11 protein-coding genes are annotated in these 11,775 nt (G+C 70.1%); 9 read left to right on the forward strand and 2 right to left on the reverse strand.

Translation table 11 applies throughout. From position 1 onward, the window contains the following. Positions 1–247: 247 nt before the first annotated feature. Together JWQ05_RS03060 and JWQ05_RS03065 are read right to left on the reverse strand one after the other, a co-directional pair. A complete protein-coding gene (locus tag JWQ05_RS03060; RefSeq protein ID WP_299654285.1) occupies positions 248–646 on the reverse strand; it encodes an HD domain-containing protein in 399 nt (132 codons plus the stop codon). 133 nt (positions 647–779) lie between these two features. After that, on the reverse strand, positions 780–1,964 hold the full coding sequence (locus JWQ05_RS03065; RefSeq protein ID WP_299654288.1) for a lytic transglycosylase domain-containing protein: 1,185 nt from the start codon (positions 1,962–1,964) through the stop codon (positions 780–782). A gap of 317 nt (positions 1,965–2,281) precedes the next feature. Between JWQ05_RS03065 and JWQ05_RS03070 the strand changes: the two genes are divergently transcribed. From JWQ05_RS03070 to JWQ05_RS03110, 9 genes are read left to right on the forward strand one after another with little or no spacing between them, the layout of a single operon-like run. Further along, positions 2,282–3,472 carry an inositol-3-phosphate synthase gene (locus JWQ05_RS03070; protein ID WP_299654291.1) on the forward strand — a complete coding sequence of 397 codons (1,191 nt, stop codon included), beginning with the start codon at positions 2,282–2,284 and terminating at the stop codon, positions 3,470–3,472. Further along, positions 3,472–4,395 (forward strand): hypothetical protein, encoded by a 924-nt coding sequence (locus tag JWQ05_RS03075; protein WP_299654294.1) that lies wholly within the window; start codon positions 3,472–3,474, stop codon positions 4,393–4,395. The genes JWQ05_RS03070 and JWQ05_RS03075 overlap by 1 nt, the downstream gene beginning before the upstream one ends. A gap of 31 nt (positions 4,396–4,426) precedes the next feature. Then, positions 4,427–5,608: a methyltransferase domain-containing protein gene (locus JWQ05_RS03080; RefSeq protein ID WP_299654297.1), complete on the forward strand. Its 1,182-nt coding sequence runs from the start codon at positions 4,427–4,429 to the stop codon at positions 5,606–5,608. Further along, entirely contained in the window at positions 5,608–6,624 is a 1,017-nt protein-coding gene (locus tag JWQ05_RS03085; protein WP_299654312.1) for a Gfo/Idh/MocA family oxidoreductase, read from the forward strand. The genes JWQ05_RS03080 and JWQ05_RS03085 overlap by 1 nt, the downstream gene beginning before the upstream one ends. Positions 6,625–6,638: 14 nt before the next feature. After that, positions 6,639–8,228, forward strand: a complete 1,590-nt coding sequence (locus JWQ05_RS03090; protein ID WP_299654300.1) for a YcaO-like family protein — start codon at positions 6,639–6,641, stop codon at positions 8,226–8,228. After that, entirely contained in the window at positions 8,225–9,070 is an 846-nt protein-coding gene (locus JWQ05_RS03095; protein ID WP_299654302.1) for a sugar phosphate isomerase/epimerase, read from the forward strand. Before JWQ05_RS03090 ends, JWQ05_RS03095 begins: the two co-directional genes overlap by 4 nt. After that, positions 9,067–10,290, forward strand: a complete 1,224-nt coding sequence (locus JWQ05_RS03100) for a glycosyltransferase family 4 protein (protein ID WP_299654304.1) — start codon at positions 9,067–9,069, stop codon at positions 10,288–10,290. Before JWQ05_RS03095 ends, JWQ05_RS03100 begins: the two co-directional genes overlap by 4 nt. Before the next feature lie 4 nt (positions 10,291–10,294). Continuing rightward, on the forward strand, positions 10,295–11,059 hold the full coding sequence (locus JWQ05_RS03105) for a PIG-L family deacetylase (RefSeq protein ID WP_299654306.1): 765 nt from the start codon (positions 10,295–10,297) through the stop codon (positions 11,057–11,059). Then, on the forward strand, positions 11,049–11,759 hold the full coding sequence (locus tag JWQ05_RS03110) for a uracil-DNA glycosylase (protein WP_299654309.1): 711 nt from the start codon (positions 11,049–11,051) through the stop codon (positions 11,757–11,759). Before JWQ05_RS03105 ends, JWQ05_RS03110 begins: the two co-directional genes overlap by 11 nt. The last annotated feature ends 16 nt before the right edge of the window (positions 11,760–11,775 follow it).

Genomic DNA, 11,775 nt, shown 5'->3' on the forward strand with positions numbered 1-11,775 from the left:
TCAGGAAGCCCAGCAGCAGCATCCCGCCGAGCAGCGCCACCACCTCCCCGAACAGGGCATGCGCCAGGGGCAGGCCGATCAGCACCGCGAAGACCAGGATGCCGACCCAGAGCCAGCGCTTCCAGCCCGCGAGCGGCGAGTCCGGCATGGTGGTCCGGGCGGCGCGGGGTGCGGCGCTGCGGCCGGGGGGCCGGGTGGCGGACCTCGCCGGGCGAGGCTTCGTGGCAGTGCGGGGGGTCGCGCCCATTCAGCCCAGCATGCCTTCCGCCCGCCCGTAGAGGCGGCCGATCAGCGTCGCGAAGACCGGGTCGACGGCCATCGCGGGGCCCATGCGCGGCGCGGTCGCGGCCCGGGTGATGCCATGCTCGCGCCAGGCCAGGCCGTCGCTGAGGACATTCTGCAGGAAGCCCTGCATCCGGTCGCAGGCCATGGCGAAGCGGGCCTCCGCAGTGGTGCCGGCCTCGAATTCCTCCCACAGGGCGCGCAGCCGCTGGCCCAGGTCGGGCGGCAGGGCGCCGAAGACGATATCGGCGGCGGCGGCCTCCCGCGCGGCGGCACGGGTCTCGTCCGTGTCCCGGCCCGATGGAGCGGGGGCCTTCGGCTCCGGCCTCTCGTGGCTCGGGCGGTCCGGGTCGAGAGAGGTCATCGGGGGCCATGGTCACGGAGAGCCGGCGCCCGACTGAGCGAGCGCCGCGTTGTGTTCCGCCGGTTCTAGACCATCTCACGGCGCCAAAGCTACGCCGCTTCCGTCCGGGGTATGCCCGCCGGAAGGCATCGGTTCACTCGGCGGGCGCGGTCGCCTCGGTGACGTGGACCCGCTTGATCGGAAGGTCGGCCGGGGCCGCATCGGTCCCGATCTCCGAGAGCGCGACCTCGGACTTGAGCTCCGGGGATGCGAGGGCCGCGACGCCCTCGTACTGGCCGAGGCGGCGGTCGATCATCCCGCCGATCTTCTCGCGAACCTCCGCGACGGTCAGGCTGCGGCGGCCCTTGCCGGCCTTCTCGGTGAACAGGCTGCGGTTGGCTTTCGCCGCCGCCCGGAAGACCTGTCTGGCGACCTGGCCCGGCTTCTCGGCGCTGAGCGCCAGGAAGCGGCCCGCGCTGGCCGTGCCGAGGAAATGCGCGAAGTAGAGTTCCGCCGTGGAGAGGTCGCGCCCGATGCGCTGCTCGATACGGCCCTTGTCGCGGTTGATGAGTTCGCCTGCCATCAGGGCGGCGACGTAGGGGTCCTGGCGCAGGCGCAGCACGCGGGTGCGGGTCGCCTCGTCGGCGATCGTGATGGCGCCGCCGCGCCCCTTCACCGCCGCGGCTTCCTCGGCGAGCCCATGCCGGGCGCCGTAGGTGCGAATGAGTTCGAGCCAGGTGCCGGACAGGAACTGGAACAGGCCCTCGGCGGAGGAGGTCGCGGCCTTCACGGTGGTCGAGAAGCTCGATTCCTTGTCGGCCAGCGCCATCATGTAGACCGGATCGACCCCGGTTTCGGCGGCCGCACGCAGGATGGTGTCGACGATCTCGCGCGGCACCGCCATTTCGCCGAAGCGCAGGCGCTCGGCCCCGGAGGCGTCGCGGCTCGGGGCGAGGGTGGCGAGGTCGCCCTCAATCAGGGTCAGGGTGGCGGGTTCCTGCTCGACGACGGGAACTCCTGCCCAATCCGACGCGTTAGGCGTGTCAAAGGTCAATGGATTTTCAGACCGGCCGAGGCGCTGCGCGGTCATCGCGCGCTCGTCGATCCGGTCATGAGCCGCCGCGGCGGGTGCCAGAGCGTTCTGCGGCAGGGCCGCGCCGAGTATGAGGCCCGCGAGCAGCGTCGCGAGGGTCCGGCGGCCGAGAGCGGCGAGGTTCCGGCGCGTCCTGCGCTCGGTCCGGGGCAGCCACGCCACGGTGTCGTCTGCGTCGAAGGTCCCGTTGGGCACGAGACGGCTCACGTCGTCGGCGCGATGCGCCGGCTCCGGGAAAACCCCCATTATCCGTCCTTGTTCGTACCGCCGCCTTCGTGGGCGCGGCTTCGCGTTCGTTCAGCGAGGGGACGTCTCGCCGGTCGCTGTGACCAGAATGGGACAGCGCCGTGATTCAACGATGGCAGGCTTAACGTTGGGTTAAGGCATTGTGTTTACGTATTTTTAACGCTTCGTTCGGCCGCCGTTCATTCCGGCCGCGTCAAAAAGGCGTCCTGGCCAGGGTTGGAACACAACCCCGGTGGACCAGTTAGTGGGGCCTGAGCGAAACGGCCTCCGAGTTGGTGAGGGGTCGCGTTCGACCCAATGAAGGAAGTCGTTTTCCAATGAGCATGCAGACCGGTCGCCGAGTCGGCGTTGCTTTCGTTGGCATGGGTGGCGCCGTCGCCACCACCGCCATCGCTGGCATCGAGATGATCAAATCCGGATCCAACCGCCTCGACGGCCTGCCCCTGGCGGGCGTCTCGGTCGCCGGCATGGCCGATTACAAGGACCTCGTGTTCGGCGGCTGGGACCTGAACGACGACGACCTCGGTGCCGCCGCGACCGGCCACGGCGTCCTCACCGCTCAGGACATCGAGAACGGCGCCCAGGTCCTCAAGGGCATCAAGCCCTGGCCGGCCGTCGGCAGCGCCAAGTTCTGCAAGAACATCGAGGGTGCCAACCGCATCGTCGCCAAGGATCACCGTGAGGCCGTCTCGGTCATCGCCAACGACCTTCGCCGCTTCAAGGCCGAGAGCAACCTCGACGAGGTCGTTGTGATCAACCTCGCCTCCACGGAGCGCTGGCCCGACCTATCGGCCGCCGTCCTGAACTCTTCGGCCGAGTTCGAGAAGGGCCTCGACAGCAGCGACGAGTCGATCAGTCCGGCGATGCTCTACGCCTATGCGGCGATCAAGAGTGGCGTGCCCTACGCCAACTTCACGCCGAGCGTCGCCGCCGACGTGCCGGCGCTGCTGGAACTCGCCAAGGAGCTCAATGTCCCTGTGGCGGGCAAGGACGGCAAGACCGGCCAGACCATGATGAAGACCGTGCTGGCCCCCGCCCTCAAGGCGCGCGCCCTGCACGTCGACGGCTGGTTCTCAACCAACATCCTGGGTAACCGCGACGGCTTGGCGCTAAACGACAAGGATTCGCTCCAGTCGAAGCTCAACACCAAGGGCACGGTGCTCGATTCGATCCTCGGCTACCCGGTCGAAGACCATCTCGTGCACATCCACTATTACCGTCCGCGCGGCGACGACAAGGAAGCCTGGGACAACATCGACGTCACAGGATTCCTAGGTCAGCGCATGCAGATCAAGGTGAACTTCCTCTGCAAGGACTCGATCCTGGCGGCCCCCCTCGTCATCGAGATCGCACGGGTACTCGACCTTGCCAAGAAGCGCGGCGACGGCGGACCGCAGGAGCAGCTCTCGAGCTTCTTCAAGGCCCCGATGGTCAAGAACGGCCATGGCCCCGAGCACGATTTCGGCAAGCAGCAGACCATGCTCCTCGACTGGCTCGGCGCGCACTGATGTCGAGCTCAAGGGAGGGCGCCGGTCCCGCGGCCCCACTGGCGCTCCGCGCCCTCCTCGTCGAGGTCAACGATCTCAAGCGCGTGCACTCGGCCGGACGCACCGGCTCGATTGCCGAGCGCCTGTTCGCCCAAGGCTGGAGCGCCCTCACGGGCGGCGCCGCGCCGGAGGCGGTCGCCCTCGACATCACCGCCAAGGCGCTCGCCGCCGCCCGCCTCTGCGATCTCGACGCGGCCTTCCTGGCCGCGGCGGGACTCGATGAGCGCGCGGCGGCGGACGTTCTGGTCTCCGGGCTCGACGCCGTCGCCGACAGCGTCGAGCCCGGCTTGCGGGACCGTCTCCGGGCGGCGCTTCGGCAGCCGTCGGATTTTACGCAGGGCCCCCTCCCCGGTTTCGTCGCCGCCCTGGCACAGCAGCCGCGTGCCGGCGTGACCTGCCCCGGCAAGCCCAGAATCCTTCTGGAGCCGCCGGAGAACCACGCCGAGCATTGTCTGATGGTTGCGGTTTATGGGGTCGTCCTCAGCCCGTTCTACCGGGCCGATCCCACCGTGGTGTTCCTCGCCGCCATGGCCCACCACTTCCACAATGCGGCGATGCCGGATGCGGGCTTCACCGGGGAGATGCTGCTCGGCGACCAACTCCTGCCGATCATGGCTCGCACCACGCAATGGGCGCTCGACGAACTCGACCCCGCCTTGCGCGAGACGGTGGAGCGGGCCCGCAGCGTGCTTCCCGATGACGCCACGGCGGAGGGACGCGCCTTTCACGCCGCCGACTGCATCGATCGCGTGCTTCAGATCGCCCAGCACCTGCGCGCCGCGACCCTCACCATGGACACGGTGCTCCACGAGATGGAACTCGTGCATGCCGGCCCGGTGAAGGATTTCCACGATCGGGTGCTGACGGATATGCAGATCCCGTGATCTTACCTCGCGACCGCGCGGGCGACCCGTCATGATTCCCTTCGACCTGTGCTCTCCGGAGACCGGCGAATCCCTCAAGGCCGACACGCCGCATTCGCTGCGCGAGGTGAAGAGCGGTGTGCGTTGGCCGGTGATCGACGGCATTCCGTATCTGCGCACGAACCGCGCCGATCTCGTCGCACACACGCTCAAGCTGCTCGATGCCGGGGAGACGAACCTCGCCCTCGAAGGGCTGCTCGCCGACCAGGACGATTGGTGGACCGGCCCGCCCGCCGACCCCCTCGACCTGCACGAGCTCGTGCGCGAGCGCGACGCCCGCTCCTTGCGCGACGCCGTACGCCTGCTCGGCTGGGGCCGGGTCGGCGACTATTTCCTGCATCGCTGGACCGACCCGACCTTCCTCGCAGGGCTCACGCTCCTCGAAGCGCACTGGAACGATCCGGTCTGCGTCTTCGAGTTCGCCTGCGGCATCGGCCAGTACCTGCGCGAATTCCAGACGCGCGGGATCAAGGTCGCCGGCGCGGATGTCGTCTTCGCCAAGCTCTGGGTCGCCCGGCACTGGGTGGTCGGCAAATCCGCGCAACTCGTCTGCTTCGACGCCGGCTCGCCGCACTGGCCGATCCCCCAGGCGCCGGTCGACCTCGTCGTGTGCAACGACGCCTTCTACTTCCTCGACCGCAAGGCCGAGGTGCTGGAGTCCTTGCGCCAGAACGCGGGCGACGATGGCTGGCTCGCGATCAGCCACATCCACAACAGCGACCGGCCCGGCTTTTCCGCCGGCCGCGCCGTCTCGGCCGCCGAGATCGACGAACTCTTCCCCGATGGGCTCGTCTACGACGACGACGACCTCACCAGGGCCCTCGTGGAGCGCCGCGCGCCCCATCCGCGCTCGCCGCACGACCTCCAGGGCGTCGAGGCTTTCTCGGTGGTGGCCGGGCCCGGCATGCGCCCGGCCCCGCGCGCCGTGATCGACGGCATCTCCGTGCCGCGTCCCGGCAAGACACTGCGCCTCAACCCGCTCTACGGCGGCGCGGGCGGGCATCACGCGATCGCCTGGCCATCCGAGCGCTACGAGGCCGAATATGCGAGCCGGGCAACCTATCCGGCGGCCTTCGACGGCCCCGCAACCCTCCTTTGGCAGGGCGACCTCGACGCGCCGGACGCCACGCAGGTACGCAACCGGACCTATGTCGACCTGCCGGAGCGCTGGTGATGGAGCCCGCCACGCAACGTCCGGTGAACTGGGGCATCGTCGGCTACGGCTGGGTCGCGCGCGACTACATGGCGCCGGGCATTCGCGCGGCCGGGCACCGGCTGGTCGCCGTCGCCGATCCGGGTGAGGCCTCCCGCGCGGCGGCCGAGGCCGAGGGCGCGCGGGCCTATGCGAATCTCATCGACCTCGTGAACGACCGCGACGTCGAGGCGGTCTATGTCGCGACCCCGAACCACCTCCACCGCGAGGCGATCGAGGCGCTCGCCGGGTCCGGCAAGGCGATCTTGTGCGAGAAGCCGATGGCCGCTTCGCTTGCCGACGCCGAGGCCATGGTGGAAGCCCTGCGAGGCGGCGACACCTTCTACGGCACCGCCTTCGATCAGCGCCATCACCCCGCCCACCGGGCCATGCGCGCGGCGATCCGCGAGGGCCGGCTCGGCACCGTGACGGCCATCCGCATCGTCTATGCCTGCTGGCTGCCTCGCGCCTGGACCTCCTTCAGCGGCCAGGACAACTGGCGCATCGACCCGGCCAAGGCCGGGGGCGGCGCCTTGATGGACCTCGCGCCGCACGGCCTCGACCTCGTGGATTTCCTCCTCGACGAATCGATCCAAGACCTCGCAGCCCTGACCCAGGCGCGAGCGCAGGATTACGCCGTCGACGATGGCGCCCTGCTGATCGGGCGCACGCCGTCCGGCGTGCTCGCCAACCTGCACGTGGCCTACAATTGCCCCGACGCCCTGCCCCGGCGTCGCCTGGAAGTGACGGGCACCAAGGGCCTGCTCACCGCGATCGACACGATGGGGCAGGTCGCGGGTGGCACGCTCGCGTTCACCGACGGTTCGAGTGGAATGTCGGAACCCCTGCCCTTCGACGGGGAGGCTTCACCCTTCCTCGAACAGGTGAAGGCCTTCGGCTCGGCCCTGCGCCGTCCCGCGGAGCGCGACGCCTACAGCGCGACCCGCGACCTTCACACCATGCGCTTGCTGGCACGCGCCTACGCCGCGTTGTCTTGAGGAACACCACGACCGTGAACGAGCAGGATCAGGACGACCGCGCCCGCCACAGCCGGATCAAGACGCCGCGCGCCTATCGTCATGGCGCCCCCCGCCGGATCGAGGGCCTGCCCGCCGCCCTGCCGGAGCCGGTACGCGCCTATCTCGACATCCTGCCGGAGGGCCGCATCGTCGGCTTCCCCCTGGCGCCGCTCGACCGCACAGGAATCCCGGTCTGGTTCGTGTCGCTGTTCCTCGACGATCCGTTCTTCGTCGGCGCCATGCCGAGCGGGATCGGCTACGGGGCCACCGACGACGAGGCGATCATCGGGGCGGTGGCCGAGATCGCCGAGAACCTGATGCCGTCGCTCGCCGTCATGCCCCGCAAGAAGGAGCGCGGCAGCTACGACGACCTCGTGCGGGTGTTCGGCGCCGGGTCGGTGGCCGATCCCCTCACGCTCTGCCTGCCTGCCGGCAGCCCGGTCGGGCGCGGCACCACGCTCGAATGGACGCCCGCGATCCGCGCCCGCACCGGCGAGACCGTGCTGATGCCGCTCGACATCGCCGCCACCGACTATTTCGAGCTGTCGGAGGGCTACAAGCCCTTCACCAACCTCATCACCAACGGCCTCGGCGCCGGCCCGGACGTGGACTTCGCCCTCGGCCACGGCCTCCTCGAACTTCTGCAGCGCGACGGCAACGGCCTCCTGTTCCGCGCCCTCGACCAGGGCGTGATGCTCGACATCTCCGAAGGGCTCGGCCCCGAGACACGCGGCATGCTCGACCGGCTGGACAGCCTCGGAATCAAGGCCCTGCCGAAATTCGCCACGGACCAGTTCGGCCTGACCAACCTCTACGTCGTCGGATACGACCGGAACCTGGCCGACACGCCGGTGCCGATCGCGCTCTCGGCCTGCGGCGAGGCCTGCGATCCCGATCGCGAGCGCGCCCTGCGCAAGGCGCTGCTCGAATTCCAGGCGGCTCGCGTGCGCAAGGCCTTCGGGCACGGCCCCCTCGCCTTCGCCGAGCGCGTGACGCCGCCTGGCTACATCAACGCCTTCATCGAGAAGGCCCTGCCGAGCCTCGACCTGGAGGAGAGCCGCGCGCTCAAGGCGATGCTCGAATGGATCGTGCAGCCGGCGGAAGGCATCGCCGAGACCCTACGCGACACGGTCTATTCCGAGCGCTCCACCAAGCGCTTCTCCGATCTGCCGACGACGGCGGCCCCGGATGGCCATGCGCGCGGCCGCGTCGCCCGCGAGCGCCTGGACGAAGCGGGCTTCGACGTCCTCTACGTGGATTGCTCGCCGCCAGGCGGCTCCGTGGGCGTGGTGAAGGCCATCGTGCCGGGACTCGAGGTCGAGACGATGAGCTATCACCGCATCGGCGAGCGCAACGCTCGGAAGCTCATCGAGCGCGACCACCCGCTGATCCGCTTCGGCGAGGCCACCGACACCCTCAAGCCCGTGCGGCTGACGCCGGAGGCCATCGAGCGCCTCGGCGGACAGCCGCTGTTCGACACGGCCCTCGCGGACCGGATCGTCGGCTCCCACTACCCGCTCTACCGCGAGCCGGAATCGCACCACGCGCCGTTCCGCCTCGCCCAGCAGGGGCGCGCCGCATGAGCCTGCGCTTCGCGTACAACACCAACGGCACCGCCCATCACCGCCTCGACGACGCCATCGATCTGATCGCCGAGGCCGGGTACCAGGGCGTGGCGCTCACCCTCGACATCCACCATCTCGACCCCTTCGCGGAGACCTGGGCGACGGAGGCGCAGCGCGTGTCGAGCCGCCTTCAGCGCCTCGGCCTCGGCTCGGTGATCGAGACCGGCGCACGCTTCCTCCTCGACCCGCGCGCCAAGCACGAGCCGACCCTGGTGAGCGGAGACGCCGCCGGCCGCGCCCGCCGCGTCGGCTTCCTCAAGCGCGCCATCGACATCGGCGCGATCCTGCATTCGGAAGCCGTCTCGTTCTGGGCGGGTGTGCCGAAGCCCGGCATCGACCGGGCCGAGGCGCGGGGCTGGCTGCACGAGGGCCTGACGGAAGTGGTCGCCTACGCCGCCGAGCGAAACGTGGGGGCTTGCCTCGAGCCCGAGCCCGGCATGCTGATCGAGACTCTCGACGACTATGCCGTCCTCGACGTGCCGGGCCTGAAGCTCGCCCTCGACACCGGCCACTGCCTCGTCACCGGCGAGCGCGACCCGGCGGTTGCGGTCGCCGAGTTCGCCGGGCGCATCGGCACCGTGGCGCTGGAAGACATGGCGCGTGGCATCCATGTGCACCTGCCCTTCGGTGAGGGCGACATGGACGTTCCCAGCGTCCTGAACGCCCTGGATGCGATCGGTTTCGACAAGCTGATCTGCGTCGAGCTCTCCCGGGAGAGCCACCGTGCCGACCTCATGGTCCCGGCCTCCCTCGAATATCTGCGCGCGTGCCGCAACCCGAACCCGGGAGCCTCCGCGTGAGGATCTGCTTCGTCTCGCGCCGCTATTTCCCGGCGATCTCCGGCATGAGCGTCTACGCGCAGAACCTCCTGCGCGAACTCGTGGAGGCCGGCCACGACGTCACGATGATCTCCCAGTATCGCGGCGATGCCTTCGGCACGCGCGTCTATGGCGGCGGCCCGCCCCCTGCCGTGCCCGGCGTCACCGTCATCGGCCTCGAACAGCTGGGCGAGCAGGAGAGCGGCGATTTCGAGCGCGACATCGACGTGATGGTCGCCACGATCTGTGCGGAGCACGCGAAACGACCCTTCGACCTCCTGCACGCGCAGTACGGCTACCCCACCGGGTGGGCGACGCTCCTGGCCTCGCGAAAGATCGGCGTTCCGAACGTGGTCTCGATCCAGGGCGGGGACGGCCACTGGGTCGGCTCGTGCTGCGAGACCCACCGCGTCGCGATGTGCCAGGTCCTGGCCCACGCCAACGCCCTGCTGATCGGCGGCGCCTCCTTCGTCGGCGAAGTCTGCGATCGCCTCGGCTCGGACCCGGCCCGCTTCACCATCGTGCCGGGCGCCGTGGACACCGCCCGCTTCACCCCCGGGCCCGGCGGCCATGCCGGCCCGGTCCGGCTGTTCTATCACGGCCGGGTCGACCGCCGGAAAGGCGTGCTCGACTTCATCGACGCCCTCGGGCTGTTGCGGGCGCGCGCCATCCCGTTCGCGGCGACGATCTCCGGCATCGGACCCGACGTGGACTCGTCGAAAGCGCGCGCGGCCGAGCTGAACTTCTCGGACAGCGAGATCCGCTTCAGCGGCTACGCCGACTATGACACGGTGCCGGACCTCTACCGGGAAGCCGACGTGTTCGTGTCGCCGACCTACGCGGAAGGGTTCTCCAACACGATTCTCGAAGCGATGGCGGCGGGCTTGGCCGTGGTCTCGACCCACTCGGTCGGCGTCTCGGATTGCCTGCGCGACGGCGAGAACGGGCTGATGGTCCAACCCGGTGATGTGCCGGCCCTGGCCGAGGCCCTGGCCCGGGTGATCGAGGACGCGCCCCTGCGGCGCCGTCTGGCCGAAGACGGCCTCGCCGAATGCCGCCGGGTCTATTCCTGGCGCGCCGTCGGGCGCCAGATCATGACGGTGTACGGGACCGTGGCGAGCGAGCGCCCGGCCACGAATTTCGCCACGGCGCTGCCGCACGATCCCGCCTGCCGCTTCCGCGCCGAACCGCACCTGCTCTGAGCCGATGCCGACCGCCCTCGCCCTCTCGCCGCACCTCGACGACGCCGCGTTTTCCTGCGGCGGCCTCCTGCACGCCCTCGCGCGGGACGGTTGGCGGGTGGTGATGGCCACGCTGTTCACGGCCTCGGTGGAGGCTCCCACCGGCTTTGCCCTGGCCTGCCAGACCGACAAGGGGCTGGGCCCGGAGGTCGATTACATGGATCTGCGCCGGGGCGAGGACGCGGAGGCGGCCCGCTGCCTCGGCATCGAAAGCCCGCGGCACCTGCCCTTCCGCGAGGCCCCGCATCGCGGCTACGGCTCGGCGCCGGAGTTGTTCGGGGACGTCCGGGCCGACGACAGAGTCGCCCCCGACCTGACGCAGGCGATCCGCGAACTTCTGGCCGAATTCGCGCCGGACCTCTTGCTGGCGCCGCAAGCTGTCGGCGGGCATGTGGACCACGTCCAGGTCGTGCGCGCCATCGATGCCGCCGGACCGGATGCGCCCATCCTGTGGTGGCGCGACTTTCCCTACACCGTGCGCAGCCACGACCCGAAGGAGCCCCTGCGGGCCCGCTTCCGTGACCTGCATCAGACCGAATGCCGTTTCGGGGCCGGGGGCCAAGCCGCCAAGGAAGCCGCCTGTGCGGCCTACACGACGCAGCTCGGCTTCCAGTTCGGCGGCCCCGAGGGCTTGGCCAAGCGCCTCGCCGAGGAGGCCGGGATCGAACGCTTCCGCCGTCAGGGCGTGCTTCTGGAACGGGCGGCTCGCCTCGTCGCCGATGTTGCCTGAGGGCGCACCGCGCGTCCCGAAAAGCTTGAAGGACCCCGCCGTTCTGGCGGCCCGCAGGGCCCTGCTGGAAAGCCCGCACGTTGCCCCGATCCGGGCGCTGGCGCGCCGGATCGCCGACGCGCAGTGCGCCGAGGTGCCGGACCCCGACCCCCTCGACGGCGGCATCAACGCGCGATTGTTGCTCCTGCTGGAGACGCCCGGTCCGGGCATTCGTGGCACCGGCCTCGTCTCCCGCGACAACCCCACCGGCACCGCCGCCAACCTGTTCCGTTTCCTCGCCGAAGCCGGCTTGTCTCGGCGCGATACGCTGATTTGGAACACGATCCCGTGGGTGATCCATGCGCGAGGGGCACGCAACCGGGCCCCGCGCCGGTCCGAGATCCTGGCCGCCACGCCCTGGCTCGCCCCACTCGTCGACGGCCTTCCGCATTTGCGCGTCGTCATCCTGGCGGGCCGCATCGCCGGCCTGCTCCGCCCAGTGCTGGAGGCCCTGAGACCGGCGTGTTGCGTCATCCCTGTCCCCCATCCGAGCCCGACTTATGTCTGTACCGCGCCGAGCGTCGCCGAGCGCATCCGGGCGGGGCTGGCCCATGCGGCGGCCTGCATCGACGGTGGGCATTGCGCCTGCCTCGCTGGCAATTGCCCACCGATGCCCCTAAATGCGGGCGACGGGCCGCGGTCCGGCACAAGCTCGGGATGACCCATGCCGCCGACGA

It is taken from the genome of Methylobacterium sp. (assembly GCF_028290105.1).
Taxonomy (GTDB): Bacteria; Pseudomonadota; Alphaproteobacteria; order Rhizobiales; family Beijerinckiaceae; genus Methylobacterium.

Bases quoted from the DNA above. Each gene is read 5' to 3' on its own strand.
- JWQ05_RS03065 (WP_299654288.1), bottom strand. From the start codon at position 1,964: ATGGGGGTTTTCCCGGAGCCGGCGCATCGCGCCGACGACGTGAGCCGT.
- JWQ05_RS03060 (WP_299654285.1), bottom strand. From the start codon at position 646: ATGACCTCTCTCGACCCGGACCGCCCGAGCCACGAGAGGCCGGAGCCG.
- JWQ05_RS03075 (WP_299654294.1), top strand. From the start codon at position 3,472: ATGTCGAGCTCAAGGGAGGGCGCCGGTCCCGCGGCCCCACTGGCGCTC.
- JWQ05_RS03105 (WP_299654306.1), top strand. From the start codon at position 10,295: ATGCCGACCGCCCTCGCCCTCTCGCCGCACCTCGACGACGCCGCGTTT.
- JWQ05_RS03070 (WP_299654291.1), top strand. From the start codon at position 2,282: ATGAGCATGCAGACCGGTCGCCGAGTCGGCGTTGCTTTCGTTGGCATG.
- JWQ05_RS03085 (WP_299654312.1), top strand. From the start codon at position 5,608: ATGGAGCCCGCCACGCAACGTCCGGTGAACTGGGGCATCGTCGGCTAC.
- JWQ05_RS03110 (WP_299654309.1), top strand. From the start codon at position 11,049: ATGTTGCCTGAGGGCGCACCGCGCGTCCCGAAAAGCTTGAAGGACCCC.
- JWQ05_RS03080 (WP_299654297.1), top strand. From the start codon at position 4,427: ATGATTCCCTTCGACCTGTGCTCTCCGGAGACCGGCGAATCCCTCAAG.
- JWQ05_RS03095 (WP_299654302.1), top strand. From the start codon at position 8,225: ATGAGCCTGCGCTTCGCGTACAACACCAACGGCACCGCCCATCACCGC.